General features: G+C 40.3%; 28 protein-coding genes. 1 reads left to right on the top strand and 27 read right to left on the bottom strand.

What is annotated here, in order from left to right; genetic code table 11:
- The 10 genes from alaS to budA all read right to left on the bottom strand — a co-directional run bounded on the left by alaS (position 1) and on the right by budA (position 10,244).
- A complete protein-coding gene (gene alaS, locus QM867_RS02875; protein ID WP_414315128.1) occupies positions 1-2,619 on the bottom strand; it encodes an alanine--tRNA ligase in 2,619 nt (872 codons plus the stop codon).
- Positions 2,620-2,635: 16 nt separating this feature from the next.
- Positions 2,636-3,121 carry an LURP-one-related/scramblase family protein gene (locus QM867_RS02870; RefSeq protein ID WP_414315127.1) on the bottom strand — a complete coding sequence of 162 codons (486 nt, stop codon included), beginning with the start codon at positions 3,119-3,121 and terminating at the stop codon, positions 2,636-2,638.
- A 273-nt stretch (positions 3,122-3,394) separates the two neighbouring features.
- Positions 3,395-3,646, bottom strand: a complete 252-nt coding sequence (locus tag QM867_RS02865; RefSeq protein WP_371607640.1) for a hypothetical protein — start codon at positions 3,644-3,646, stop codon at positions 3,395-3,397.
- 140 nt (positions 3,647-3,786) lie between these two features.
- The gene (locus QM867_RS02860; RefSeq protein WP_371607639.1) at positions 3,787-4,857 is read right to left on the bottom strand and encodes an ABC transporter substrate-binding protein; all 1,071 of its coding nucleotides are present in this window, start codon (positions 4,855-4,857) and stop codon (positions 3,787-3,789) included.
- Positions 4,854-5,627, bottom strand: a complete 774-nt coding sequence (locus QM867_RS02855; protein ID WP_371560328.1) for an ABC transporter permease — start codon at positions 5,625-5,627, stop codon at positions 4,854-4,856. Before QM867_RS02855 ends, QM867_RS02860 begins: the two co-directional genes overlap by 4 nt.
- Positions 5,624-6,430: an ABC transporter permease gene (locus QM867_RS02850; protein WP_000754116.1), complete on the bottom strand. Its 807-nt coding sequence runs from the start codon at positions 6,428-6,430 to the stop codon at positions 5,624-5,626. Before QM867_RS02850 ends, QM867_RS02855 begins: the two co-directional genes overlap by 4 nt.
- Complete coding sequence (locus tag QM867_RS02845) at positions 6,411-7,568, bottom strand: ABC transporter ATP-binding protein (RefSeq protein WP_075230684.1); 1,158 nt, start codon at positions 7,566-7,568, stop codon at positions 6,411-6,413. Before QM867_RS02845 ends, QM867_RS02850 begins: the two co-directional genes overlap by 20 nt.
- 161 nt (positions 7,569-7,729) lie before the next feature.
- Positions 7,730-8,635 (bottom strand): UDP-N-acetylmuramate dehydrogenase, encoded by a 906-nt coding sequence (gene murB / locus QM867_RS02840; protein WP_414315126.1) that lies wholly within the window; start codon positions 8,633-8,635, stop codon positions 7,730-7,732.
- Positions 8,636-8,750: 115 nt separating this feature from the next.
- Positions 8,751-9,503, bottom strand: coding sequence for a YhfC family intramembrane metalloprotease (locus QM867_RS02835; protein ID WP_414315125.1), 753 nt, complete (start codon positions 9,501-9,503; stop codon positions 8,751-8,753).
- A gap of 12 nt (positions 9,504-9,515) precedes the next feature.
- Positions 9,516-10,244: an acetolactate decarboxylase gene (budA, locus tag QM867_RS02830; RefSeq protein ID WP_414315124.1), complete on the bottom strand. Its 729-nt coding sequence runs from the start codon at positions 10,242-10,244 to the stop codon at positions 9,516-9,518.
- Between the two features lie 284 nt (positions 10,245-10,528).
- Here budA and QM867_RS02825 point away from each other — a divergent pair, with 284 nt between their 5' ends.
- Positions 10,529-11,803, top strand: coding sequence for a PLP-dependent aminotransferase family protein (locus QM867_RS02825; protein WP_414315123.1), 1,275 nt, complete (start codon positions 10,529-10,531; stop codon positions 11,801-11,803).
- A 19-nt stretch (positions 11,804-11,822) separates the two neighbouring features.
- On the opposite strand, the gene QM867_RS02820 is transcribed toward QM867_RS02825, so the two are convergent.
- The 17 genes from QM867_RS02820 to QM867_RS02740 form a co-directional block, all read right to left on the bottom strand.
- On the bottom strand, positions 11,823-12,638 hold the full coding sequence (locus QM867_RS02820) for an ABC transporter substrate-binding protein (RefSeq protein WP_315639309.1): 816 nt from the start codon (positions 12,636-12,638) through the stop codon (positions 11,823-11,825).
- A gap of 117 nt (positions 12,639-12,755) precedes the next feature.
- Positions 12,756-13,223 carry an NUDIX hydrolase gene (locus QM867_RS02815; protein WP_049548248.1) on the bottom strand — a complete coding sequence of 156 codons (468 nt, stop codon included), beginning with the start codon at positions 13,221-13,223 and terminating at the stop codon, positions 12,756-12,758.
- Between the two features lie 91 nt (positions 13,224-13,314).
- Complete coding sequence (gene phoU / locus QM867_RS02810; protein ID WP_045763359.1) at positions 13,315-13,968, bottom strand: phosphate signaling complex protein PhoU; 654 nt, start codon at positions 13,966-13,968, stop codon at positions 13,315-13,317.
- Positions 13,969-13,979: 11 nt separating this feature from the next.
- Positions 13,980-14,738, bottom strand: coding sequence for a phosphate ABC transporter ATP-binding protein PstB (gene pstB, locus QM867_RS02805; protein ID WP_045763360.1), 759 nt, complete (start codon positions 14,736-14,738; stop codon positions 13,980-13,982).
- A 12-nt stretch (positions 14,739-14,750) separates the two neighbouring features.
- Complete coding sequence (pstB, locus tag QM867_RS02800) at positions 14,751-15,554, bottom strand: phosphate ABC transporter ATP-binding protein PstB (protein ID WP_316107928.1); 804 nt, start codon at positions 15,552-15,554, stop codon at positions 14,751-14,753.
- A gap of 10 nt (positions 15,555-15,564) precedes the next feature.
- Complete coding sequence (pstA, locus tag QM867_RS02795) at positions 15,565-16,449, bottom strand: phosphate ABC transporter permease PstA (RefSeq protein ID WP_000543058.1); 885 nt, start codon at positions 16,447-16,449, stop codon at positions 15,565-15,567.
- Positions 16,439-17,356 (bottom strand): phosphate ABC transporter permease subunit PstC, encoded by a 918-nt coding sequence (gene pstC / locus QM867_RS02790; protein ID WP_045763363.1) that lies wholly within the window; start codon positions 17,354-17,356, stop codon positions 16,439-16,441. The genes pstA and pstC overlap by 11 nt, the downstream gene beginning before the upstream one ends.
- Positions 17,356-18,234 (bottom strand): phosphate ABC transporter substrate-binding protein PstS, encoded by an 879-nt coding sequence (locus tag QM867_RS02785; protein WP_414315122.1) that lies wholly within the window; start codon positions 18,232-18,234, stop codon positions 17,356-17,358. The genes pstC and QM867_RS02785 overlap by 1 nt, the downstream gene beginning before the upstream one ends.
- Positions 18,235-18,343: 109 nt before the next feature.
- On the bottom strand, positions 18,344-19,657 hold the full coding sequence (locus QM867_RS02780; protein WP_414315121.1) for an RsmF rRNA methyltransferase first C-terminal domain-containing protein: 1,314 nt from the start codon (positions 19,655-19,657) through the stop codon (positions 18,344-18,346).
- A gap of 6 nt (positions 19,658-19,663) precedes the next feature.
- The gene (locus tag QM867_RS02775; RefSeq protein WP_414315120.1) at positions 19,664-20,431 is read right to left on the bottom strand and encodes an inositol monophosphatase family protein; all 768 of its coding nucleotides are present in this window, start codon (positions 20,429-20,431) and stop codon (positions 19,664-19,666) included.
- Positions 20,421-20,699, bottom strand: a complete 279-nt coding sequence (locus QM867_RS02770) for a UPF0223 family protein (RefSeq protein ID WP_001041984.1) — start codon at positions 20,697-20,699, stop codon at positions 20,421-20,423. Before QM867_RS02770 ends, QM867_RS02775 begins: the two co-directional genes overlap by 11 nt.
- Positions 20,700-21,101 carry a Spx/MgsR family RNA polymerase-binding regulatory protein gene (locus QM867_RS02765; RefSeq protein WP_045763368.1) on the bottom strand — a complete coding sequence of 134 codons (402 nt, stop codon included), beginning with the start codon at positions 21,099-21,101 and terminating at the stop codon, positions 20,700-20,702.
- 210 nt (positions 21,102-21,311) lie between these two features.
- On the bottom strand, positions 21,312-21,935 hold the full coding sequence (locus QM867_RS02760) for a TIGR01906 family membrane protein (protein WP_414315119.1): 624 nt from the start codon (positions 21,933-21,935) through the stop codon (positions 21,312-21,314).
- Positions 21,925-22,698 carry a TIGR01457 family HAD-type hydrolase gene (locus QM867_RS02755; RefSeq protein WP_414315118.1) on the bottom strand — a complete coding sequence of 258 codons (774 nt, stop codon included), beginning with the start codon at positions 22,696-22,698 and terminating at the stop codon, positions 21,925-21,927. Before QM867_RS02755 ends, QM867_RS02760 begins: the two co-directional genes overlap by 11 nt.
- 10 nt (positions 22,699-22,708) lie before the next feature.
- Positions 22,709-23,446, bottom strand: coding sequence for an acyl-ACP thioesterase domain-containing protein (locus QM867_RS02750; RefSeq protein WP_414315117.1), 738 nt, complete (start codon positions 23,444-23,446; stop codon positions 22,709-22,711).
- Between the two features lie 4 nt (positions 23,447-23,450).
- Complete coding sequence (hemW, locus tag QM867_RS02745; RefSeq protein WP_414315116.1) at positions 23,451-24,581, bottom strand: radical SAM family heme chaperone HemW; 1,131 nt, start codon at positions 24,579-24,581, stop codon at positions 23,451-23,453.
- 175 nt (positions 24,582-24,756) lie between these two features.
- Positions 24,757-25,870: LPXTG cell wall anchor domain-containing protein (locus tag QM867_RS02740; RefSeq protein WP_414315115.1), on the bottom strand; the 1,114-nt coding region annotated here is incomplete at its 5' end.

The raw sequence follows: 25,870 nt of genomic DNA, 5'->3' as shown, positions 1-25,870 counted from the left end.
TTACAATTTACCTGCTACTGCATCCAAGAGTTCTTGGATTTTCGCTTGGTTGCTTCCTCCTGCCATGGCCATGTCTGGTTTACCACCACCACGTCCATCGACGATTGGAGCTAATTCTTTGATCACATTACCTGCGTGTACCTCTTTTGTCTTGCTGGCTACAAGGACATTCACTTTGTCACCGATGGCTACGACAAGAACAAGGACATCAGAGTAGTCTTTTTGTTTCCAGTTATCCGCAAAGGTACGAAGCGCACCTGCATCTGATACAGAAACTTGGCTGGCAATGTAACGGTGACCGTTTGCTTCTTGAACATTCTTGAAGACATCACCTGCCGCCGCTGCTGCCGCTTTTTCCTTCAATTCTGCATTTTCTTTTTGCAATTGACGGAGTTGTTCTTGAAGTCCTTCAACTTTGTGAGGTACTTCTTTGAGTTGAGGAGCTTTCAAGGTTGCTGCGACTGCTTTCAGTGCATCTTCTTGGTCACGATAAGCTTCAAAGGCCTCTTTACCAGTCACTGCCAAGATACGACGAGTTCCTGATCCGATACCTTCTTCTTTGACAATCTTAAAGAGACCAATTTCAGAAGTATTGCCAACGTGGGTACCACCACAAAGCTCCACTGAGTAGTCACCGATAGTGACAACACGAACTTCTTTACCGTATTTCTCACCAAAGAGGGCCATAGCTCCCATTTCTTTAGCTGTGTCAATATCAGTCTCAACTGTTTCCACTGCGATGGCTTCCCAAATCTTCTCATTGACTTGTTGCTCAATAGCACGCAATTCTCCTGGAGTCACGGCTTGGAAGTGAGTGAAGTCAAAGCGAAGGAATTCTACTTCATTAAGTGAACCTGCTTGAGTAGCATGGTGGCCAAGGATATTATGAAGAGCTGCATGAAGCAGGTGAGTGGCTGTGTGGTTCTTCATGACACGATGACGACGATTGCTATCGATGGCCAAAGTGTATTCTTGGTTCAAAGCAAGAGGAGCAAGAACTTCAACGGTGTGCAATGCTTGTCCGTTTGGTGCTTTTTGAACGTCTGTTACAGTCGCTACAACATTTCCTGCAGCATCCAAGATTTGACCATGATCCGAAACTTGTCCACCCATTTCAGCGTAGAATGGTGTTTCTGCAAAGATAAGTGACGCAGTTCCTTCTGATACAGCTTCTACTTCAGCATTGTCAGCTACGATAGCCACCAACTTAGAAGACAATTGGCTAGCATTGTAGTTGAAGACACTTTCTACAGTGATGTTTTGAAGGGTTTCATTTTGCATACCCATAGATCCACCTTTAACAGCAGAGGCACGCGCACGTTCTTGTTGTTCCTTCATGGCTGCTTCAAAACCTTCACGATCAACTGTCATTCCAGCTTCTTCAGCGATTTCTTCTGTCAATTCCACTGGGAATCCATAAGTGTCGTAGAGTTTAAAGACATCTTGTCCAGCGATAACCGTTTGGCCTTTTTCTTTCAAGTCTGCTACGATACCTTGGGCAAAGTGCTGACCTGAGTGAAGGGTACGGGCAAATGACTCTTCTTCGCTCTTCACAATTTTTTCAATAAAGTCACGTTTTTCAAGAACTTCTGGGTAGTAGCTTTCCATGATTTTTCCAACAGTTGGAACAAGTTTGTAAAGGAAAGGCTCATTGATACCCAATTTTTGACCATGCATAGAGGCACGGCGGAGAAGACGACGGAGTACATAACCACGACCTTCATTTCCAGGAAGGGCACCATCACCGATAGCGAATGAAAGAGAACGAATATGGTCCGCAATAACCTTGAAGCTCATATTGTCGCCATCTTGGTCGTAGACCTTACCAGACAACTTCTCAACTTCACGGATAATTGGCATGAAGAGGTCTGTTTCAAAGTTGGTCTTCGCACCTTGGATCACTGCTACCAAACGCTCTAAACCAGCGCCCGTATCAATGTTTTTGTGTGGCAATTCTTTGTACTCGCTACGAGGAACAGCAGGGTCAGCGTTAAATTGTGACAATACAATGTTCCAGATTTCGATATAACGGTCGTTTTCGATATCTTCTGCAAGAAGACGAAGACCGATATTTTCTGGGTCAAAAGCTTCTCCACGGTCGAAGAAGATTTCTGTATCAGGTCCAGAAGGTCCCGCACCGATTTCCCAGAAGTTGTCTTCAATTGGGATCAAATGACTTGGATCTACTCCCACTTCAATCCAGCGGTTGTATGAATCCTTGTCATCTGGATAATAAGTCATGTAAAGTTTGTCTTTCGGGAAGTCAAACCACTCAGGACTTGTCAAAAGCTCATATGCCCATGTAATTGCTTCGTCACGGAAGTAATCCCCAATTGAGAAGTTCCCCAACATTTCAAACATAGTATGGTGACGGGCAGTCTTACCTACGTTTTCGATATCGTTGGTACGGATAGCCTTTTGAGCATTGGTAATACGTGGATTTTCAGGAATGATGGTTCCATCAAAGTATTTTTTAAGAGTGGCAACCCCTGAGTTGATCCACAAAAGTGTTGGGTCGTTTACTGGAACCAAGCTAACGGATGGTTCTACTGAGTGGCCTTTTGTAGCCCAGAAATCAAGCCACATTTGGCGGACTTGTGCACTAGATAATTGTTTCATATATATCTCCTTTTTACTAATTTGATTGGCTTTCTAGCATTTCCACATAGTCGATAGCGACACAGAGGGAAATGACTAGGTCTGCATAAGATTCGTCATAGACGGTTACGGTATAGGTAGAGGTTAAATGGAAAAGTTCCTTGGTAATCTCAGCAATCACTTGGTCACGATCATCCAGCAATTTAAAATTCAAATCCCAGACATTTCCTTCGATACGAAGACCGAGATTATCAAACTCATACTTATCTCTGAAGAAAGTCAACTTCTTTCGGATATAAAAATGATCACCGTTACTCAGTTGAATTTCAAAACGAGGTAGGAAAGTTAAGACTTCCTTACTAATCTCACTGACCTGTTCACCAGCAACATCATAGATGGTAAAGGTTTTAGGAATCTTAAAAAATGAACCTTCAACCTGATAGGCGACATTGCCCAACTCATCCTTGATATCAAAACGTTCACCACCTAGGCGAAATTTTTGTTTGACAAGAAATCTTCTCATAAGCACCTCCAAAAATAAAAGACAAATCCATATCACGAAGGGCGAAAAACCGCGGTACCACCTTCATTCAATGAACTTGTCATTCTTTCGTTCTTATGCAATTGTTGGATTGAGTAGCATGACTTTCTATCTTAGATGGCTCGCAGCACCGCCAATTCTCTGAACTAAGATGGAGAGAAAATCAATTCTCAACTTTCTTATTATATCGTTTTTTTAAGTCTGCGTCAACTGGAAATAATCCTCATTTAAATAACCAACTCCCTATATCTCTGGTTAATTTTTCAGGATATATTTTTTCTTACTGCCATTTTTCTTTTTATCCCAACTTTTATTCCAAGTTTTCGAATTGCTATACATAAATACGAAAATATTTGCAAATATAAAGTAACCTATCACCAAATGTATGGAATCAGTTGTTAGGTATTGTCGATCCAAGCCATCCTTTAAATGGAATAGTATAATTGTTTCGTTAACAATCAAAAAGGTTGGCCAATAACTTTTTTTGAAAAAAGTAGACATTTTCATGATTTGTTACCGCTTTCTATTATTATAAACTTAGTATACTACTAGGCTATAAAATAAGCAAATAGGATAGTAAAAATATACAGCTATACAACTATTCAAAAAACGAACCAGTTTGACTGATTCGTTCTTTTTGTTTATTCCTACTTACGATACATCTTGAATTGTAGGAAGAGGTCACTATATTTTCCAGTCCATTTATGGTCAAATTTCTCATAAACTTCTAGATGTTTCATAGTATCTGCATCTGGATAAAAGGACTTGTCCTCTTTTGTCTCCTCAGGGAGCATTTCCTTAGCAGCATTATTTGGTGTTGAATAACCGACATACTCTGCGTTCTTAAGAGCATTGTCAGGTTTCAACATAAAGTTAATGAAGGCATAGGCAGCATCCTGGTTTTTGACAGTCTTAGGAATGACCATATTGTCAAACCAGAGATTACTTGCCTCTGTCGGTACGACATAGCGGAGATTTTCATTTTTCTCCAGCATTTGGCTGGCTTCTCCTGAGAAAGTCACACCGATGGCAGCATTGTTCTGAATCATGTAACCCTTCATCTCATCGGCAACGATGGCCTTGATGTTAGGCGTTAGCTTGTAGAGTTTGTCTACTGTCTCTTCTAATTGTTCAGGATCTTTGGAGTTCAGACTGTATCCTAGAGAGTTAAGACCTAGTCCAAGTACCTCACGCGCCCCATCAAAGAGCATAACGGAGTTCTTATACTCTGGCTTCCAAAGGTCGTCCCAATGTTCAGGCGCTTCTTCCACCATAGTCTCATTGTAGACGATTCCCAAGGTCCCCCAGAAGTATGGGATAGAGTACTGGTTGTTGGGATCAAAGGACTGGTTGAGAAATTCAGAACCGATATTCTCAATGCCCTCAATCTTGCTATAATCCAGTGAAACTAGAAGGTCTTCATCCTTCATCTTGTTTATCATGTACTCACTTGGGATGGCAATATCATAGGTTGTCCCACCCTGCTTGATTTTCGTGTACATGGCTTCGTTGGAGTCAAAGGTCTCATACTGGACTTGGATTCCTGTTTCTTCTGTAAATTTCTCGAGAAGTTCAGGGGCGATATAGTCTCCCCAGTTGTAGATAACCAATTTTTGACTATCACGGCTATTGATTTTACTGTCAAGATGATAAGAAATTCCCCACAAAACAAGGATAATCGCTAGAATTCCTGCTAAAAATGAATAGAGTCGTTTCATGCTTGCTCCTCCTTCTCACGTGAAATGAAGTAATATCCGACAACTAGGATAATACTAAAGAGAAAGACCAAGGCTGAAAGAGCATTAATTTCTAGAGAAATTCCCTTACGAGCTCTAGAGTAGATCTCAACTGACAAGGTTGAAAAACCATTTCCCGTTACAAAGAAGGTCACGGCAAAGTCATCTAAGGAATAGGTGAAAGCCATAAAGTAACCTGCGATGATAGACGGCGTTAAGTATGGGAGCATGATTTCCTTAAACATTTGGAACTGGCTAGCTCCAAGGTCATAGGCCGCATGAATCATATCTCCATTCATCTCTTTTAATCGAGGCAAGACCATAAGCACTACGATAGGAATGGAGAAGGCCACGTGACTAGACAGAACAGTCAGAAAGCCAAGAGAAAACTTGAGTTGTGTAAAGAGAATCAAGAAGCTGGCACCAATCATAACATCTGGCGCAACCATCAAAATATTATTGAGCGATAAAAAGGCTTCTTGGTATTTTTTGCGTGATTGGTAGATATAGATAGCACCGAAAGTCCCAATAACAGTCGCAATCAAGGCTGATAGGAAGGCTAAGAAAAAGGTCTGAACCAAAATCAGCATGAGTCTCCCATCACCAAACATGGTTTCAAAGTGAGTCCAGCTAAAGCCTGTAAAGCTATTCATATCATCGCCTGCATTAAAGGCATAGCCGATCAAGTAAAAGATTGGCAAATAAAGGACAATAAAGACAAAGGCTAGGTAGAGATTGGCAATTTTTTTCATCGTTCTCTCCTTTCCTTAGTCACCCACATAGTGATAAACATGGTCAGGATAAGAACAACACCGATAGTTGAACCCATACCGTAGTTGTCATTGGTCAGGAAGTTTTGCTCGATAGCAGTCCCCAAAGTAATCACTCGATTCCCACCAATCAAACGAGTCAGCATGAAGAGACTCAAACTTGGGATAAAGACAGATTGAACGCCGCTTCGCACCCCATTCATAGACAGAGGGAAGATGACATGACGGAAGGTTTCCCACTTGGTCGCACCTAGATCATAGCTAGCATTAATGAGATTGTTATCCATATCGTCTAAGACATTGAAAATCGGCAAAATCATAAAGGGAAGCTCGATATAGCTTGCGACAAATATAAATGAGAAATCTGTAAAGAGCAACTGCTGAGAACCAATTCCGATAAATTCTAGGAATTGGTTGATAGAACCATTTTGACCAAAAATCCCGATAAAGGCGTAAGCCTTAAGGAGCAGGTTAATCCAGGTTGGCAAAATGATTAGCATGAGCCAGAGTTGACGGTGTTTGAGACGAGTCAAAAAGAGGGCTGTTGGATAGCTGATCAAGAGTGTCACTAGAGTCACAATCCCTGCATAAAGAACAGAGTTGAAGCTCATTTTAAGGTAGGTCAAGTTTTGTGACGCAAAGTAAGATTTATAGTTTTCTAAACTGAACTGACCTTCAATGTTGAAAAAGGATTGCCCAAAAATCAAGACCAAGGGTGCCAAAACAAAGAGTGCAATCCAAAGCATGTAGGGCACTACAAAGAGTTTAGAGGTTGTTTTCTTCATCTCTTTCCTCCTCGATAGCGTTAATCAAACCTGCTTCTTGCTCTTCGATTTCTACGTATTCCTCGATACGAGCATCGAACTCTTCTTCTGTTTCATTAAGACGCATGATGTGGATGTCTTCTGGTTCAAAGTCCAGACCGATTTCCTCCCCAACGATGGCCTTACGAGTCGAGTGGATCATCCATTCATTGCCAAGTTCATCATAGGCGATAATCTCATAGTGAACCCCACGGAAAAGCTGAGTATCAACCTTAACTTGAAGTTTTCCTTCTTCTGGAAGGGTAATGCGCAAGTCCTCTGGACGAATCACGACTTCGACTGGTTCATTTGGCTTCATCCCACCGTCAACCGCTTCAAAGCGTTTGCCATTGAACTCAACCAAGTAGTCCTCTATCATGGTACCTGGCAAGATATTTGACTCCCCGATGAAGGTTGCAACAAAGTGGTTGATGGGCTCATCGTAGATGTCAACGGGTGTTCCAGACTGAACAATCTCACCATCATTCATAACGAAAATCCAGTCACTCATGGCCAAGGCTTCTTCCTGATCATGGGTAACAAAGACAAAGGTAATGCCCAAGCGTTGTTGCAGTTCACGCAGTTCGTACTGCATGTCTGTTCGCAACTTCAAGTCCAAGGCTGACAAAGGTTCATCCAACAAGACCACACGAGGCTGGTTAATGATAGCACGGGCGATGGCCACACGCTGACGTTGTCCTCCAGATAGCTTACGGATTGAACGTTTTTCAAATCCTTCTAGCTGAACCATCTTGAGAACTTCTAATACACGTTTTTCGATTTCTTTTTTATCGACCTTACGCAATCGCAATGGAAAAGCAACATTTTCAAACACATTCATATGTGGGAACAAGGCATAAGACTGGAAGACCGTATGAACATCACGTTTATTGGTCGGGATGTCATTGATACGGACACCGTCTAGCATGATATCACCAGTTGTTGCATCCAGCAAACCTGCAATGATATTGAGGATGGTTGATTTACCAGATCCTGAGGCACCGAGAAGTGTATAGAACTTCCCTTCTTCCAACTCAAAGTTAATATCCTTGAGAACCTTGGTGTTGCTATCTTCAAAAACTTTAGAAACGTTTCTGAATTCGATAATTGGTTTTTTCAATTGGATAAATTCCTTCTTTTTCATAGATTAACAGATCAGGGCTCTGTCAGGCCGCTACTACCTCTTGCAGGGAGTTAGACCACCTGCATATATCTTCGCTACCGATAGGCTTTCACCCCCTTTACATTTCTAGTTAGTAGCAGCTAGGCTATTTCTACTATTTACTCATGTTCACCCAAGATACGAACTTCTCGCTCAAGAGTAACACCTGAGTGTTCTTTAACTTTTTCAATGACAGACTCGATCAATTCCTCATAGTCCTTAGCAGTTCCATCAGCAACATTAATCATAAAGCCTGCATGCTTTTCAGAAACTTCAACCCCACCGATACGATAACCTTTCAAGCCTGCTTCTGCAATCAATTGCCCTGCAAAATGATCCACTGGACGTTTAAAAACTGATCCACATGAAGGATACTCCAAAGGTTGCTTGAGTTCACGAAGATGAGTCAAGCGGTCCATCTCCTGTTTGATGACTTGGTGATTACCTGGAGCTAGGGCGAACTTAGCAGAAAGGACTACTGCCCCTGATGCTTGAATAGCTGAATGACGGTAACCAAAGTTCAAGTCTTTAGCAGACAAGGTTTCGATTTCACCTTCCTTAGTCAAGATTTGACAAGACTGGAGAACATGAGCAATCTCACCACCATAAGCGCCAGCATTCATAAAGACAGCACCACCGACGCTTCCTGGAATTCCACAAGCAAACTCAAAACCAGTCAAGCTATGACGGAGGGCAATACGAGTGGTTTCAATCAAGTTAGCTCCAGCTTCAGCCTCAATGGTGTAGCCATCAACAGAAACATTATTAAGCTTGTCACACATGATTACAAAGCCACGGACTCCACCCTCACGAACGATAATATTACTTGCATTTCCAAGAACCATCCAAGGAATCTTTTCCTGATTGGCAAACTTGACCACACGAGCCATCTCATAGCGATTGCGTGGAAAAACTAAATAATCTGCCTTTCCTCCAACTTTTGTATAAGTATAGGATTTTAAAGGTTCGTCGAAACGAATATCGATTCCTTCTAGGGTTTCTTTTAATTTATCTGATACAGTCATTTTTCTAATCCTTTTATGAAATTCATTCCATTATACCATTTTTAGCCATTTTTTTCGATGATTATGTCACCTTTTACCAGAGGCAATATAAAAAAGAGGCTAGGCCTCCTTGATATTACTGCTTCTTGTAAAAGATTGATTTTGTTAGGAAAACGAAAGCCAAAACTTCTACTGCTAAGATTCCCTCTACCACCAGAGGATTTGAAATCCAGCCAACTTGAGATAGGCTCGGTGCCAGATCAAATAAAGCATGCAGACCGTAAGCTGCTAGTAGATAAATCCATTTTTTTTGGCGAACAGCTTGGAAAACCCAGAAGGTCAAACCGACTTGAAGAAGCAAGGCTAGGATTCGCTCAAGTCCCAAAAGGTAAATCTGCCATGCTGCTAGATTGTTAATCGTAGCAAGCGTGCTTTCAGGCAAGAGTTGCATGATGTTTGGATTTTGAGATTCTACTGCTGAAAAGAGGATGAAGAGATTGAGTAAACTTGCAATCCCGATATAGATCATTTCTAGCCCACCATGACCAAGACCATAGGCGAGGGCATCTGAATCTTCCATCTCTCTTTTTTTGTTCAACCATTTGAAAAAGATTAGTCGAGCTGTTTCTTCAAACAAAGCAGCCATACAGATCCCGTAAATCACATATAGAAGGGGATTTTCCGTCATGAGTGGAACTGTCCCATCCTTTTGTGGATGAAGAACCAAGAGATGAACGATTTTCTCCAAGACCTGAGATGAAGCAAAAAATGCAACTGCCCCAAGTCCCAAAACTGCAAAATTAATCTTGTATTTCTTTCTTGCGTACCAAACTGCTGCAATGAGGACGGCAAACAAGGCCACCATCGTTATTATTACATGAATTTTCATATTTGACTCCTTTTATTCTGACTTATCGATATCTTTTTTCATCTCGTCAACATTAAACTTAGCAAATAGATATTGACGATCCTGAACAGGAAAACGTTGATCCAACTGGTCAACTGCACCCACTTCTACAATACCTTCCTTGATGACAAAGTCCATAACGTGGCCACCAAAGGTTAGGTCATCTGAGATAAAGTGTAGATGGTAACCAGCAACACTAACTCCATGGAAAATTTCAGGTGTCCAAAAACCGACGATGGTTCCTGAAACATTTTCGCGACTATACTCTGGCTGATGCGTTGCTACTTCTGCAAACTTAGTTTCAGAGGTTGACTTAGGAATCATGCGCACATGCATGTGTTTAAAATCACCATGAATCTTGATGGAACGGAAAAGATTCTCTCCATCATAATAGGACTCAATACGTTTTTCAAGTTCCTGATCAGTCATTTCAAAACGCTGACGGAAAATAACTTCTGCCTGGTGGGGTACAACTGCTGCATAGGGGATCAAAGCATCTGGTGAAACTTCCACAATTTCAGGTTTCTCACCTGATCCCTTAGCCTGATAAGCTTTCCCATTTAAGACAATCAATTCTCCATCGATAGAGTCCAGCGTCCCTAAACCTAAATCACCATGTTGCAGCAATTCACCAACGGTCATGGTTCCACCGTAAAGTCCCGCCATCAAGGCTCCCAAAGTATTATATTGGAATAATTTAACTGGTTCTTGCACCTTCATCATCTCACTCTTCTTTGAAAATTTTACTTACTAAGTATATCACATTTCTGATTAGAATTGAATGCTAGACTGCCTTTTAATATTCAATGAAAATCAAAGAGCAAACTAGGAAACTAGCCGCAAGTTGCTCAAAACACTGTTTTGAGGTTGTGGATAGAACTGACGAAGTCAGTAACATATATACGGCAAGGCGACGTTGACGCGGTTTGAAGAGATTTTCGAAGAGTATAACATTGCCAAACTTCTAAAAAAAAGGTACAATGTAACAAAATCATGAGAGGTCTGGGATGAAGCAAGAAAGCAAGTATGAACAAGTCGTTCACTATCTAAAAAATGAGATAGAATCAGGTAGATTTCCCACTGGAAGTCGCCTACCATCTATCCGAAAACTCAGTCAAGATTTTCACTGTAGCAAAGACACCATACAGCGCGCACTCTTAGAACTCCGATACGAGAAATATATCTACTCAAAACCTCAAAGTGGTTATTATGTATTGGAGCAACAAACCAGTCATGAAGATTTAATTATCTCAGTTAACGATGAACACGCAGCAGCCTATGATGATTTTCGTCTGTGCGTCAATGAGAGCTTGATTGGGCGAGAAAATTATCTCTACAACTACTATGAACACCAAGAGGGTTTAGAAGAATTACGAAAGTCTGTTCAGACATTACTCTTTGATCAAGCGATTTATAGTAAGGCAGACCAGTTGGTCATGACGTCTGGAACCCAACAAGCACTGTTTATTCTTTCTCAGATCGATTTTCCAGGTCAAGCTCAGGAAATACTGGTCGAACAACCGACCTATCATCGAATGAACCAGCTGCTACTAGCTCAAAATCTTCCCTTTCAAACCATTGAACGTCGAGTGGACGGCATTGACCTGAAAGAACTTGAGGAACAGTTTAAAAGCGGAAAGATTAAGTTCTTCTATACCATTCCACGTTTCCACTATCCTCTGGGCCATTCTTATTCTGAAGAGGAAAAACTTGCTATCCTTGACTTAACTGCAAAATATCAGATTTATATCGTTGAGGATGACTACCTGGGTGACTTGGATCCTAAAATGGGACAAACCTTTCATTATCTGGACCAACATGATTTGGTCATCTATATCAAGTCCTTTTCTACGAGTCTATTTCCTGCCCTCCGGATTACTGCCCTTCTTCTTCCTAATGCGATCAAGGAAGCTTTTGTAACCTATAAAAACATTCTCGACTATGACAACAACCTTATCATGCAAAAGGCCCTGTCACTCTATATTGATAGTCAACTCTTTGAAAAAAACAGACTAGCACGACTGGCACTGCAAGAAAAAAGTCAGGAGCACATCCAACAACTCTTACAAAGCTATCCCATTTCCCTACCGAGCTATCCACTTCATGATGGGCTTTTGCTTGATCTCAGGAACTATTCTAGCATCGCTAGTCTTAAACACAGTCCTCTAGAACTCGACTTCTTTGAATCTTCCTATCTAGCGAACTGCCCTTATCACTTTGCAAAAGTTCCTTTAGAAAATATTGAAGAAACACTAAGCTATTTAAAAACAGAGCTGGACTGAAATCCAACTCTGTTATTTTTTATTGTTCTACTTCTGTTAGTTTAGCAGCTTTTTCAAGATAAGTTTGGTAAGTTCCGTCATCTTTCAGTTTTTGGATGACCTTATCAACCACTTCCTTCAAATCTGAGTTACCTTTTTTGATAGCTACAGCATTTGCTTCGCCTTCTTTCATAGTCAAGCTTACTGTAGCTACTGCCAAATCTGAGTTCTTAGCAGCATAGCTTAGAGCAACTGGTTCATCCATATGAACAGCATCAACTTTACCAGATTGGAGCTCGTTGACTGCTTCTCCCATGTTTGTCAAAGAAGTCAACTGTGCCTTTGGAAGTTGCTCTTTAACCATAGATTCAGGAACAGTTCCTTTCTGAGCTGCAATATTAGCACTTGCTAGAGAATCCAAATCCTTGTATTTTTCAAGATCTGATTTTCTGATAAGGAAGCTAATTTTATTTTCATAGTAAGGGATTGAGAAATCAAAGACTTCTTGTCTTTCTTCAGTTGCACTGATTCCCGCAATTGCTAAGTCTGCTTTTCCTGTTTGAAGACTGGTCAAGACATTATCAAAACTCATACTTGAAATTTCCAATTTCACTCCAAGTTCATCAGCGATTGCTTGCGCCATGTCAATATCCGCACCTACGACTTGGTTTTTACCATCCACAAGTGCTTGAAACTCAAAGGGTGCATAGTCGGGACTAGTTGCGACCACTAATTTTCCTTTTTGCTTGATGGCCTCCACTGCAGACTGCGAGCTTGAGCTAGACGATTGGCAAGCTACCAATAAGAAGCTTGCAAGAAAACTACATAAGATAAATATCCATTTTTTAAAATTCATAAATAAACAACCTCTCTGTTAATTTTGTATAATTATAACTTATTCAGAAATACTTGTCAAGTTTTTCTTGCATTTTCATAAAATATAATTAAAAAATATAGAAATTCAGTAGTTAGTTTATCTATCTATTGGGAACTTGTTTTCAAAAAAATCATTTATCATATCTCGATGTTGCTGGTTTACAATTGTGATATTTTGTATGTCCCTATGTTCAAAAAATCCTAATTCTAAAGTTTCGTCACTCGTAAAAACATTTGTAGAGATAGAAGTTTCAGATGCAACTAAATACAAAATTGTAAGAACTTGAGCCTCATCACCATTTGGATAACTATCTGAATATTTTGTATAAACATTTAAAAGTTTTTTCACTGTCACTTTCAGTCCAGTTTCTTCGTAAAACTCTCGAACTAACGCTTCTACAGCCGATTCGCCTAATTCAATAGCTCCGCCTGGTAATCCCCAAGTTCCTTTATCTGCTCGTTTTTGTAATAATATTTTTCCTGATTGACTTAATATTCCACATGTGAAATTTAAAATAATTTTATCTTTTCCAACTTTTTTTCTTATATTCTGTATGTAGTTCATTATTCACCTCTGACAAAGTAAATTATCTATACAATGAAAGCTTACTCTAGTAAAAAGTAAGCTTTCACAATAATTTTAGCATTTGAATACTTTATAATTCTACAATCTTACCTGTTTCAAAGTAAACAACCCATTCACAGATATTCTTTGCATAGTCACCGATGCGTTCCAAGTAAGAAATAACTTGGAAATAATCACGTCCTGTGACGATAGCTTCTGGATGTTTTTTGATTTCCTCTGTAGCTAGGTCTCGAATGTTATCAAAGTAATGGTTGATATTTTCATCCATGGTTGCAACTTCATAGGCTTGATCCACAGAACCATTCAAATAAAGTTCTAAAGCGGCTTCAACAAAGTTTTTTACTTCACGACCCATTTTTTTAATTTCTTCTTCAACTGCAGGGATACGCTGCTCACCCTTCATACGAATCGTTGCTTTTGCGATAGATACAGCATGGTCCCCCATACGTTCTAAGTCTGACACAGCTTTTAGAACTGTTAAAACTGTACGTAAGTCTTGTGAAACTGGCTGTTGTAGGGCAATCATTTCAAATGATTTCTTTTCAAGTTTCACTTCGTATTCGTTTACTTCTGCATCTTCCTCAATGACTTCTTTAGCCATGTCACGGTCATGCGTTACAAAAGCACGTACGGTACGATTGATTTGGGAAAGAACTTCTTGTCCCATAGCATAAAACTGATTATGCAATTTCTCTAAATCTTCTTCAAATTGAGATCGTAACATCTTCTCACTCCTTATCCAAATTTACCTGAAATGTAGTCCTCTGTCTCCTTATGTTGAGGATAGAGGAACATATCCTTGGTATCGTTAAATTCAATCAAATCTCCATTGAGGAAAAATCCTGTCTTATCAGAGATTCGAGATGCTTGCTGCATAGAACGAGTGACCAAGAGCATGGTGTACTTGTCTTTTAGACCATACAAGGTTTCCTCAATCTTACCAGCAGAAATAGGGTCCAAGGCTGAAGTTGGTTCATCCAAGAGAATGATTTTAGGGCTAGTCGCCAATACACGTGCCACACAAACACGTTGCTGTTGCCCACCTGAAAGACCAATGGCAGAGTCATGCAAACGGTCTTTGACTTCATCCCAGATTGAAGCACGTTGTAAAGCCTTCTCCACTGCTTCATCTAAGACCTGCTTATCCTTTTCTCCATTTATGCGAAGGCCATAAACGACATTTTCATAGATAGACATAGGAAAAGGATTGGGTTGTTGGAATACCATTCCAATTTCCTTACGCAATTCAACTGTATCGGTACGGGGGCTATAGATGTTGTGACCGTTATAAACCACTGATCCAGTTGTCGTCACTTCAGGATTAAGGTCACCCATTCGGTTAATAGCCTTTAGAAGTGTTGATTTCCCAGATCCAGACGGACCGATAAGGGCCGTAATTTCCTTGGGTTGGAATGATAAGGAAACACTATTCAAGGCCTTCTTTTTATTGTAATAGACTGACAGGTCTGAAACCTGCAAAATCGGTTCTGTCATACTGTTCCCTTTCTAACCAAAGTGTCCAGTTACATAGTCATTAGTAGACTGTAGCTTAGCATTTTGGAAAATATTAGCAGTCTTATCATACTCAATCAAGTCACCCAAGTAGAAAAATCCTGTATAATCACTGGCACGCGCAGCCTGTTGCATACTGTGGGTTACGATGATAATGGTAAAATCCTTCTTCAACTCCAACATGGTTTCCTCAAGTTGAGCTGTCGCAATCGGATCTAAAGCTGATGCCGGTTCATCCATCAAGAGAATATCTGGTTTTACAGAAATAGCACGGGCAATGCAGAGACGTTGCTGCTGACCACCTGAAAGCATCAAGGCAGACTTATGGAGGTCGTCTTTTACCTGATCCCAGAGGGCAGCCTGACGAAGTGATGTTTCTACAATTTCATCTAGGACTTTCTTGTCCTTTACACCTGCACGTTCATGTGCAAAGGTGATGTTGCGATAGATTGATTTAGCAAATGGATTTGGACGTTGGAAGACCATTCCGATATGTTTACGCATTTCATAAACATTGATTTCTGGACGGTTAACGTCAATACCTCGATAGAGAATCTGCCCTGTAACCTTGGCAATATCAATGGTATCATTCATACGATTGAGACTGCGTAGATAGGTTGATTTCCCTGATCCAGACGGACCAATCAAGGCCGTAATTTTATTTTTTTCGAATTGCATATCCACGCCCTTAATGGATTCATTTTTACCGTAGTAAACATGTAAATCCTTAGTAGAGAGGGCCACTTTTTCTTCTGGAAAGGTAATGATATGCTTTTCATCCCAATTATATTTTGACATGGCTTCTCCTTTAGGCAGCGGTTAATTTCTTGTGTAGGTAGCTTCCGAGTTTGCGAGCTCCAAAATTAAAGATTAAGATAAAGATTAGGAGCACCGCAGCAGAACCTGCTGAAACAAGTGTTCCATCAGGAATAGTTCCTTCACTGTTGACTTTCCAGATATGAACAGCCAAGGTTTCTGCTTGACGGAAGATTGAGATTGGACTGGTTACGCTGAGGACATTCCAGTTTGACCAGTCAAGAGCTGGAGCTGATTGTCCTGCCGTATAGATAAGAGCCGCAGCTTCACCAAAGATACGACCTGATGCAAGGACAATACCTGTTACAATACCTGGTAGGGCTTCGGGGATAACGACATGAAGAACTGTTTCCCAACGAGAAAGTCCAAGTGCTAAACCAGCTTCACGTTGCGTATGGTGAACGTGTTTCAAGCTGTCTTCAACATTACGTGTCATCTGTGGAAGGTTAAAGACGGTCAAAGCCAAGGCACCAGAAATAATTGAAAATCCATACTCAAACTGAACGACAAAGATGAGGTAACCAAAGAGACCAACAACGACTGATGGTAGAGAAGACAAAATCTCAATACAGGTACGAACGAAGTTGGTAACACGACCTTTTTTGGCATACTCAGCCAAGTAAATTCCAGCACCCATGGATAATGGTACAGAAATGAATAAGGTGATGACCAAAAGGAAGAAGGAATTATAAAGCTGAATTCCAATACCTCCACCTGCTTGGTAAGAAGATGATTTTCCAGTCAAGAAGGACCAAGAAACATGAGGTAAGCCTCGAACCAAGATATAGAGAATCAAGGAAGCAAGAATGGTCACAATGATTCCTGCGATGGTATAGAGGACAGCTGTTGCAAGTTTATCTAATTTCTTAGCGTGCATAGTTTTTCTTTCCTCTTTCTTTCGTAATCAATTTAATCACACTGTTAAAGGCCAAACTCATCAAGAGCAATACTAAGGCCAGTGACCAAAGAACATTATTATCAACAGTTCCCATAACGGTATTACCAATTCCCATGGTCAATACAGATGTTAAAGTCGCTGCTGGTGTCGTCAATGAAGTTGGAACAACTGCTGAGTTACCAACAACCATCTGAATTGCAAGGGCTTCACCAAAAGCACGCGCCATCCCGAAAACCACTGCTGTAAAAATACCTGAACGAGCAGCCTTCAAGGTTACACGCCAGATGGTTTGCCAACGAGTTGCTCCCATGGCTAAACTAGCTTCACGATAGTGACGAGGAACTGCACGTAAGCTATCAGTTGTCATAAAAGTTACAGTGGGCAGAATCATAACAAAGAGAACGAAAATCCCTGATAAAATACCAAAACCTGTTCCACCAAAGACACTACGTACAAATGGTACAACGACCTGCAAACCGATAAATCCGTAAACTACCGAAGGAATCCCAACTAGAAGTTCGATAGCTGGTTGCAAAATCTTAGCCCCTTTTGGCGATACTTCTGTCATAAAGACTGCAGCACCAATTGCAAATGGTGTTGCGATAAGAGCTGATAGGATGGTAACGATAAAGGAACCTAAAATCATTGGAAGAGCACCAAATTGCTTACCTGAAGGGTTCCAAGTTGCACCAAAGAGAAAATCAAAGATATTCACACCATTGACAAAGAAGGTTGACAAACCTTTTTGGGCTACAAAGATTAAAATCATAGCCACAATGATAACAATCAAAGAGAGACAGGCAAAAGTCAGACTTTTCCCTAATTTCTCAAGACGAGAGTTCTTTGACGGAGAGAGCAATTTTTTAGATAATTCTTCTTGGTTCATTATTGACTCCCTTCTAGCGCTGTTACAGTCCCTGCAGCATCTTTTTCAACCTTCATTTCCTTGACAGAAATATAGCCCATTCCTTTAACGATTCCGTTCTGAACTTCGTCTGAAAGGACAAAGTTTAAGAATTCGGCAACCAATTCATTTGGCTCACCAAGTGTATACATATGTTCATAAGACCACAAAGGCCAATTATTCGTGGTTACATTCTCTGAAATTGGTTCATAACCATTGAGTTTGATTGTCCCAACAGAATCATCAACATAAGCAAATGCTAGGTAGGAAATAGCTCCAGGAGTTTGAGAAACGATTGATTTGACCATCCCGTTTGAATCTTGTTCCTGACTTTGCATTGCTGATTGACCATTCATGATCACACTATCAAAGGTTGCACGAGAACCTGAACTAGCCGCACGGTTGATTATAGAGATGGCTAAATCTTTCCCGCCGACTTCTTTCCAGTTGGTAATTTCTCCTGTGAAGATTTGTCGGAGTTGATCTGTCGTTAGATTATCAACATCTACTTCTTTATTGATAATAACAGCCAAACCTGCAACAGCTACCTTATGATCGACCAAGGCTGAAGCATCAATACCGTCTTTTTCCTCAGCAAATACATCCGAGTTTCCGACATCTACTGCTCCTGACTGAACCTGCGATAGTCCTGTACCAGAACCTCCACCTTGAACATTGACCGTTTTACCGATATGAGCTGATGCAAATTCATCTGCAGCCGCCTCGACTAAAGGTTGGAGGGCAGTTGACCCAACAGCCGTCATAGACTCCCCACGATCAATCCAACTTGCACATCCTACTAGCGAACCAGCAAGTAAAAGAGTCGCAAGAGAGAGTGTGAGTTTTTTAAATTTTTTCACTATTTGTCTCCTTGAAAATAATGATGAATAGCTTGGAATTTCGCCCTATTTTTCTATGTTTTATGCAAAAAATCCATACTTCCACTATAACATAGAATACTGATTTTGACTAGTTTTTCACCTTAAACCTCAAGCCCTTAGGGAAATAATTCTTCAATGTATTTCCTGTCACTTTTGCAAAACCTAAACCATTTCCAGCAACCAAAACTTGGTACCAGCCATTTGGCAAAGTTTCAGATAATTGAACTGTTTCACCAGCTACATACTTGACAAAGTCCTCTTGATGAATTTCAATTCCTTGATTGACTAGACTTGGTTTCAAAGCTAGGCCAAGTGCAAAACTTGGTTCAAAACGTTTTTTCTTAAAGGTTCCAAGATGAAGTCCGTTTCGAGCAATTCTTAGTTTTCCTAAATCTGGTAGACCTTCTGGCAATAAATACAGTTGGTCTCCAAAAACCTGTAGGACTCCAGCCAGTTTCTCTTTTAAATGTTTCTTCTCAAAATCCTGCCATAAGGAAATCTGTTCTCGAGAGAGGTTGGATTTAGAAGGCTTGAACTTAGAGACTTTATTTTCCCCTCGAAATTGTAAATGGGCAACAAACTGTCCTTCTCCCTTAAAGTGATGTGGATACATTCTAGCGGCTTCAGGTAAGTCAATCCCAGGGACCATTCCATTGATATGTTGAACTGGGATCAATTCAAAATCATAGTTATCCAGTAACCATTGGATAATTTCTTCATTTTCCTCTGGAGCCCAGGTACAGGTAGAATAGACCAAACGACCACCATCAGCCAACATGGTGACTGCATCCTCTAGAATTTCACGCTGTAAGTCAGCACATTGGCTTGGATATTCTACACTCCAATAATCCATAGCATCTGGCTGTTTTCGGAACATTCCTTCTCCAGAACATGGAGCATCTAGAACAATTAGGTCAAAATATCCCTTAAACACTTTAGCCAAACGATCGGCAGATTCATTGGTCACAACTACATTTGACGCTCCAAACCGTTCCATATTTTCAACCAAAATCTTTGCTCGCTTGCTAGAGATTTCATTGGAAACAAGAAGACCTTCGCCTGCAAGATAGGCTGCCAGTTGAGTGGATTTACCACCGGGAGCCGCTGCCAAGTCCAAGACCTTCATACCAGCCTTTGGTTGAGCTACTTGTGCAACCATTTGTGCAGCAGGTTCTTGGGAATAGACCAAGCCTGTTACATGCTCAGGTGATTTCCCTGAAACCTTGCCATAATAGCCCCAGGGTGTATTTGGAATAGTATCTGAAAAAGAAACTTGGCTTTCTTTTAAGGGATTGATGCGAAAGGCGGAAACTGCCTCATCATAAAAAGAGGCAAGAAAAGCTCTTGCCTCATCTCCCAATATTGCTTCATATTTTTTTACAAATCCTTCTGGAAATTGCATGTAAGTTTATTTCCTTTCGTAGATATAGGATTGAATTTCTGCCAACTTGTCTGTTGGAACCATCATAATTGGTTGTCGTGTCTGAAAATCCACCGGCTCTCCAGTTAAGGTTACAATCTGATAACCTAAACTTTTTCCAATGATACCAGCTGCAGCATAGTCCCAAGGTTGGAGATAGGTGATATAGGTCAATAGCTGACCAGATAATATTTTTGCAAAACTAATAGCCGCACTTCCATATATTCGTACGCCAAGTGAAGCATTAGCCAATTCTGCGACACCCCAGGCATTTGTTTCCAACATGCCAGCATTACTCGCAATTAGAAAATCTCGCAAGGGCTTATCTTTAAAATTAGGCAAGGGTTCTTCATTGAGACAGGCCTGAAAAGTACCTCCTCCATGATAACAATGACCTTTCATGACATCATAAATGATCCCAAACTGGCCCACACCGTTTTCAAAATACGCTACCATAATGGCGAAATCTTCACCTTGGGCGACAAAGTTGTTAGTACCATCAATGGGATCAATGACCCAAACAGATCCATATCCAACTGAAGCACGCAGACAGCCCTCTTCTGCACAAAATTGGTCATCAGGATAATGCGAACGAATCCTATCAACCAAAAAATTCTGAACTTCCTTGTCCAAACGAGTCACCAAGTCTGTAGGAGATGATTTTCTCTCAATATTCAATTCTTCCTGCATGTGAGCTAGAATATAGTCTCCTGCTTCCTTGACAATCTCTTTGGCAAACACAAATTTATTTTCCAAGCGAAATCTTCCCTTCCCCTTGTTCTTTGGCTAATTGGACAACTCGATAGAAGGAATAACCACTCGCAGATTCAAATTCACGGCCCAAGCGTTTCTCTTCACTCTTGCTTGGAACAACCGCTTTGAATCCCTTGTAGGAATCTAGTAGTTTCTTTGCTTCTACCTTAGTCTCATAGGCTGCTTCAACATCATTAAAAAAAGAAAGCACTGAAGCAAGTTCTTCAGTGCTCCACGACAAATCTAGTGGGTAACTATACTGTTTATTCATCTAATTAATACCAGCTCTCAATGTAGCTTCTTTCAGTTCTTGTTTACGGTAACTACGAGGGAGAAAAGCACGAATCTCATCTTCATTAAAACCGATTTGCATCCGCTTTGCATCAATAATAATCGGACGACGCAAAAGACTCGGATACTGCTCAATTAAATGAAGCAACTCCGATACTGAGATACTCTCTACATCAATATTCAATTTTTGAAAAATCTTTGAACGAGTCGAGATGATGTCATCAGTACCATTTTCGGTCAAGGAAAGAATGTGTTGCAGTTCTTTTCTCGTTAAAGGGCTGGTCATAATATTATGCTCTTGGAATGGCACTTTATGATTCTCGAGCCAGGCCTTTGCTTTACGACATGATGTACAACTCGGTGATAAAAATAGTGTAATCATGCTTTCCTCTTCTTTACATACTTTTCTATTCCTATTATACAAAAAAATAAAGCGCTTGACTAGTTATTTCCGTAAAAAAACCTACTTTTTCAAGAAAAATAGGTTTTTTAGAATCAAATGTGAATGTTTTGCTTAAATATAGGAATATTCATGTTACAAACGATAGTTTTTTCCTATATTTTATTTGGAATCAGTAATACTTTTCTTCACTTATCTATTTGTTTTTCTACTCTGTAGGTACAGAAATCCAAAAATCAATTCATACAAGCAGAAAAATAGAAGAAAGGCATGGAGGAAAAAGTCCTCTGGTAGGATAAGAATGACTGGATCTTTTGCTGGATCAAAAAGCCAAGTATCATCTCCCACAAAAAGAATTTGATGAAATAAGGTAAAGAATTGTTCAAAACCAATGAAGACACCAACTAAACCAAGAACCAAAGGTAGAGAAAGTATGATTAAGAGTGCTCTACGATAAAGTGGCAGAAAACCTTTCTGAATAACTTGCTTCCAAAAAAGATAGAAAATCGGTAGAGTTACTACTGCTACTCCTTGAGCAAGATGGAAAAGTCCCTTCACAACTGCAAAATGATGGATTCCAGAAGTAGATGAAGGAAAATCCAGCATTTCCAATACTTGACTCAATGGATTGGTCAAATAATCCATCAAAACATTAAAATTATGCTGGATGGTCTGAGGTTGCAGATGAACACGATTTGTCAAGTTTAACCAAGAAATCTCCAGAGGGTAAACCAACCATGCCAGGTAAATGGTCAATAAAATCGCAAGCGAGAGGAGAAAGAGAATACTTCCTACAAAAGTAAATTTAGTTTTCATCGAAATTCCACTCCGCTAAACTTGAGAGGACATGGGTTGGGGCGATTGGTAAATCCGCTACTTCTTCAGGTTTTGTAAATCCTGTCGTCACCAAAAGGCTAGGAATGCCATTGTCAATACCAGCTCGAATATCAGTAAGATAATTATCTCCCACCATGACAATTTCTTGGCGTTCAAGTCCTAGGTGTTCAACAGCCTTGTCCATAATAATCGCATTAGGTTTTCCAATATAAACTGGTTTTACACGAGTTGCTGCTTCAAGAAGAGTAATCAGTGAACCGGCACCAGGCAAAAGTCCACGTTCCGTTGGAATATTTAAATCAGGGTTGGTACCGATAAAATGAGCTCCTTTATGGATAGCTAGGGTTGCAGTAGCAAATTTTTCATAGTCTACTTGCCAGTCCAAGCCAACAACCACATAGGCTGGATTTTCTTTATCTTCGTCATACCCTGCTGCTTGGATGGCCTCCTTTAGGCCTGCTTCTCCGATGACATAGACTGTCTTTTCAAGTCCTAGGTCATTCATGTAATCAATTGTAGCTAAAGTTGCAGTATAGATCGTCGATACAGGCGTGTCAATGTTAAACTGATTGGCTAACATCTCTTGAACACTTTCAGGTGTACGAGTGGTGTTGTTTGTTACAAAAAGATAAGGAATCTCTCTTTTTTGTAACTCATGAACAAAAGCCTCTCCCGCAGGGATTCTATCTTTCCCCTTATAGATCGTTCCGTCTAAATCAATTAAATATCCTTTATAAGTCATATCTTTCTTTCTAATCTTTTTTAATTTCTTGCCAAGTTATCCTTGCCTGAGCATTGGTGTCACCATCACTTGTAATCTGGTGATGGCTTTCTAGTCCATTCAATTCATAACTAGAAGTAATCATTCCGCCTGGTCGAACTTCCTTAACATATTTAAGGTTAATTTTTTTAGGGATATGGTTAGTCAGGAAATCGGCTCCCATGACCTCAAAAATCCAATCTAGGTATTTGCTGTTATTGACGTGACCATTCATATCTAAGTCATAGAAACGAACGTGATAATCCTTGCTTATCGCTTCTTCCAGCTCTCTATATTTTGGCCCACGGACCAGTTTCTTAGAAAACTCAGATTGATAAGGGGCGACAATTTCTGCTACTACAGGATGAACCTTTCGACTCTCACGATCCATAAGGACAAAGGTAGCTGCCATATGAACGATCTCTTGACCAGCTCCATCGTAAATGATAAAGCGTCGGTAGCAAAAAAGACGATTATAAGTTAAAGTTTCTGTTTCAATGGTGATTTCATCAGCAAAACGAGGCAAACGAACCACATCGATATCATAATCTGTGATAATCCATACCAGATTATACTGCTCTAAAACATCCTTGTCACTTACTCCCAGCTCAATTGACTGCATACCAGATACCTGGAGGGACAACAAGATAAGGTCTGGTAGCTTGATATGGCCATTCATGTCAGCCATATCAAAAGGAATTTTCATCTTCATTTGATAAGTTAAGCCCATAATTTTACTCCAATATAAATCGTTCCGCTACTGTATCTCCTAAAAAGAGACCTCTCTTGGTCATGCGAACGCGGTTACCATCAAGCTGCACGAGACCTTGTTGAATCAAGTCTTTGACGATTTCTCCATACAGTTCCTGGAAAGACCGTCCAAATTTTTCTTCAAAGCGTGCCATGGAAACTCCTGACTTCTTGCGAAGGCCGAGAAACATCTCTTCTTCCATTTGCTCCCTTTGACTCAGGTGTTCCTCATTGATACGAGCACTTCCCTCTTCTACCGCCTTTAAATAATGGCGGATAGGACCATGATTTTTATAGCGAACACTATCTACATAGCCAGACGCACCTGCACCTATTCCATAATACTCGGCATTATCCCAGTACATGAGATTATGTCGACTTTCAAAGCCAGGCTTAGAAAAATTAGAAATTTCATAGTGCTCAAATCCAGCTCGTTCTAGTTCTGCAATGATATACTCAAACATCTCTGCTTCTAATTCTTCCTTAGGAAGTGGTAATTTCCCGCGTCTCATGCGATTCATAAAGACCGTATGATTTTCCAAAATCAAGCTATAGAGGCTCATATGAGGAATATCAAGGGAAATAGCCTTGGCAACATTATCCCTAACCTGGTCCATAGTCTGACCAGGAAGTGCGTAAATTAAGTCAATGGAAATATTATCAAAACCAGCAAGTTTGAGACGATCTATATTCTCATAAATATCCTTTTCCATATGACTACGCCCAATCTTTTTCAGCATTTTGTCATCAAAGGTCTGAACACCTAGTGATACACGATTAACTGCAGAATTTTTCAAAACAGCAATCTTATCAGCATCCAGGTCACCAGGATTAGCCTCAATGGTTAACTCTTTCAACATCGATAAGTCCAGATTTTTAGTCAATCCATCTAACAAAACTTCCAATTGAGAAGCAGACAAGGCTGTCGGTGTCCCACCACCAATATAGAGTGTACGCAATTTTCGAATATCATAAGAATGAAATTCTTGCAGTAGATGCTCTAGATAGCTGTCTACTGGCTGATTTTTAATAAAGACTTTTGAAAAGTCACAATAATAACAAATCTGTGTGCAAAACGGAATATGCACATAGGCTGATGTCGGTTTCTTATGCATAGTATTTATTATACCACAAAAGCGAACAATACTTAGAATTCCGTTTAACAAAATCCTAGCATTGTTCGCTTTCTTTATCTAAACATTCTTTTTATTTTATGACTAACACGATTCCCAGAACCAATCTAGTTTGTCTTTATAACACAAAAGAATGAATATTTATTTGACTAAATTTTTAGTCTTCTTTTTTCTTTCCCACAGCAAGTCCGAGACCACCTAGAATACCAAGAAGGCCTAGAGATGCAAGAGTCGCATTTGATTCAGTACCAGTATTTGGCAATACTTTTTGAGAATCATTTGGCTTAGCTTCATTAGTATCAGGTGTTACTGGCGCAACTGGTGTTTCTGGTGTTACCTTACCTGGTGTTGTTACTGGAACTTCTACAGCTGGTTTACCTGGTTCTGTAATCTTACCTGTACCTGGAACTTTACCGTCTGGTAATTCACTGTTTGGTACTTTACCTTTACCGTCTTCACCGATTGTTACGGTGATTGGGTTTCCATCTTTACCTGGGATTTCTACCTTAGTTCCTGGTGGGAATGTTGAGCCATCTGGTCTCTTAGGTGTTACTGTAACGTCACCTGTCTTAGGATCTTGTTCAACATCTACTGTTGGTGTCTTACGAGCTGGTGTTGTTACATCTACTGGTTGTGATGGTTTCTTGTTCGGTTCGGTTACTGTTCCTGTACCTGGTACTTTACCGTCTGGTAATTCACTGTTTGGTACTTTACCTTTACCGTCTTCACCGATTGTGACTGTGATTGGGTTACCATCTTTACCTGGGATTTCTACCGTAGTTCCTGGTGGGTATGTTGATCCATCTGGTTTCTTAGGTGTTACTGTAACGTCACCTGTCTTAGGATCTTGTTCAACATCTAGTGTTGGTGTCTTACGAGCTGGTGTTGTTACATCTACTGGTTGGGATGGTTTCTTATTAGGTTCGGTTACTGTTCCTGTACCTGGGACATCTTTCTTAGGAAGGTTGTCATTTGGTACTTCACCTGAACCATTGTCGCCAATTGTAACTGTGATTGGTGTGCCATTTTCACCTGGAATTTCTACCGTAGTTTTTGGTGGGTATGTTGAACCATCTGGTTTCTTAGGCGTTACAATCGCATTTCCATTTGGTTGTTGAGTGATTTCAATCTTACCTGGTTTTTCAGTTACTGGTGTTTCTGGTGTTACCTTAGCTGGAGTTTCTACTGGAACTTCAACTGCTGGTTGACCTGGTTCTGTAATCTTACCTGTACCTGGTACTTTACCGTCTGGTAATTCACTGTTTGGTACT

Origin of the sequence: Streptococcus infantis (assembly GCF_047463635.1) — a bacterium.
GTDB classification, from domain to species: domain Bacteria; phylum Bacillota; class Bacilli; order Lactobacillales; family Streptococcaceae; genus Streptococcus; species Streptococcus infantis_W.
This window is presented reverse-complemented; position numbering and strand designations above follow the sequence as displayed.

What these genes read in the sequence shown, in the direction of transcription:
- hemW (WP_414315116.1), bottom strand. Translation starts at nt 24,581, where the DNA reads ATGCATAAGAAACCGACATCAGCCTATGTGCATATTCCGTTTTGCACA.
- QM867_RS02855 (WP_371560328.1), bottom strand. Translation starts at nt 5,627, where the DNA reads ATGAAAAAAATTGCCAATCTCTACCTAGCCTTTGTCTTTATTGTCCTT.
- pstB (WP_316107928.1), bottom strand. Translation starts at nt 15,554, where the DNA reads ATGTCAAAATATAATTGGGATGAAAAGCATATCATTACCTTTCCAGAA.
- QM867_RS02770 (WP_001041984.1), bottom strand. Translation starts at nt 20,699, where the DNA reads ATGAATAAACAGTATAGTTACCCACTAGATTTGTCGTGGAGCACTGAA.
- pstA (WP_000543058.1), bottom strand. Translation starts at nt 16,449, where the DNA reads ATGCACGCTAAGAAATTAGATAAACTTGCAACAGCTGTCCTCTATACC.
- budA (WP_414315124.1), bottom strand. Translation starts at nt 10,244, where the DNA reads ATGATGAAGGTGCAAGAACCAGTTAAATTATTCCAATATAATACTTTG.
- QM867_RS02870 (WP_414315127.1), bottom strand. Translation starts at nt 3,121, where the DNA reads ATGAGAAGATTTCTTGTCAAACAAAAATTTCGCCTAGGTGGTGAACGT.
- QM867_RS02835 (WP_414315125.1), bottom strand. Translation starts at nt 9,503, where the DNA reads ATGAAAATTCATGTAATAATAACGATGGTGGCCTTGTTTGCCGTCCTC.
- murB (WP_414315126.1), bottom strand. Translation starts at nt 8,635, where the DNA reads ATGACTGTATCAGATAAATTAAAAGAAACCCTAGAAGGAATCGATATT.
- QM867_RS02850 (WP_000754116.1), bottom strand. Translation starts at nt 6,430, where the DNA reads ATGAAGAAAACAACCTCTAAACTCTTTGTAGTGCCCTACATGCTTTGG.
- QM867_RS02750 (WP_414315117.1), bottom strand. Translation starts at nt 23,446, where the DNA reads ATGGGCTTAACTTATCAAATGAAGATGAAAATTCCTTTTGATATGGCT.
- pstB (WP_045763360.1), bottom strand. Translation starts at nt 14,738, where the DNA reads ATGACAGAACCGATTTTGCAGGTTTCAGACCTGTCAGTCTATTACAAT.
- QM867_RS02815 (WP_049548248.1), bottom strand. Translation starts at nt 13,223, where the DNA reads ATGAACTACATACAGAATATAAGAAAAAAAGTTGGAAAAGATAAAATT.
- phoU (WP_045763359.1), bottom strand. Translation starts at nt 13,968, where the DNA reads ATGTTACGATCTCAATTTGAAGAAGATTTAGAGAAATTGCATAATCAG.
- QM867_RS02760 (WP_414315119.1), bottom strand. Translation starts at nt 21,935, where the DNA reads ATGAAAACTAAATTTACTTTTGTAGGAAGTATTCTCTTTCTCCTCTCG.
- QM867_RS02755 (WP_414315118.1), bottom strand. Translation starts at nt 22,698, where the DNA reads ATGACTTATAAAGGATATTTAATTGATTTAGACGGAACGATCTATAAG.
- QM867_RS02820 (WP_315639309.1), bottom strand. Translation starts at nt 12,638, where the DNA reads ATGAATTTTAAAAAATGGATATTTATCTTATGTAGTTTTCTTGCAAGC.
- QM867_RS02860 (WP_371607639.1), bottom strand. Translation starts at nt 4,857, where the DNA reads ATGAAACGACTCTATTCATTTTTAGCAGGAATTCTAGCGATTATCCTT.
- QM867_RS02825 (WP_414315123.1), top strand. Translation starts at nt 10,529, where the DNA reads ATGAAGCAAGAAAGCAAGTATGAACAAGTCGTTCACTATCTAAAAAAT.
- alaS (WP_414315128.1), bottom strand. Translation starts at nt 2,619, where the DNA reads ATGAAACAATTATCTAGTGCACAAGTCCGCCAAATGTGGCTTGATTTC.
- QM867_RS02865 (WP_371607640.1), bottom strand. Translation starts at nt 3,646, where the DNA reads ATGAAAATGTCTACTTTTTTCAAAAAAAGTTATTGGCCAACCTTTTTG.
- pstC (WP_045763363.1), bottom strand. Translation starts at nt 17,356, where the DNA reads ATGAACCAAGAAGAATTATCTAAAAAATTGCTCTCTCCGTCAAAGAAC.
- QM867_RS02765 (WP_045763368.1), bottom strand. Translation starts at nt 21,101, where the DNA reads ATGATTACACTATTTTTATCACCGAGTTGTACATCATGTCGTAAAGCA.
- QM867_RS02780 (WP_414315121.1), bottom strand. Translation starts at nt 19,657, where the DNA reads ATGCAATTTCCAGAAGGATTTGTAAAAAAATATGAAGCAATATTGGGA.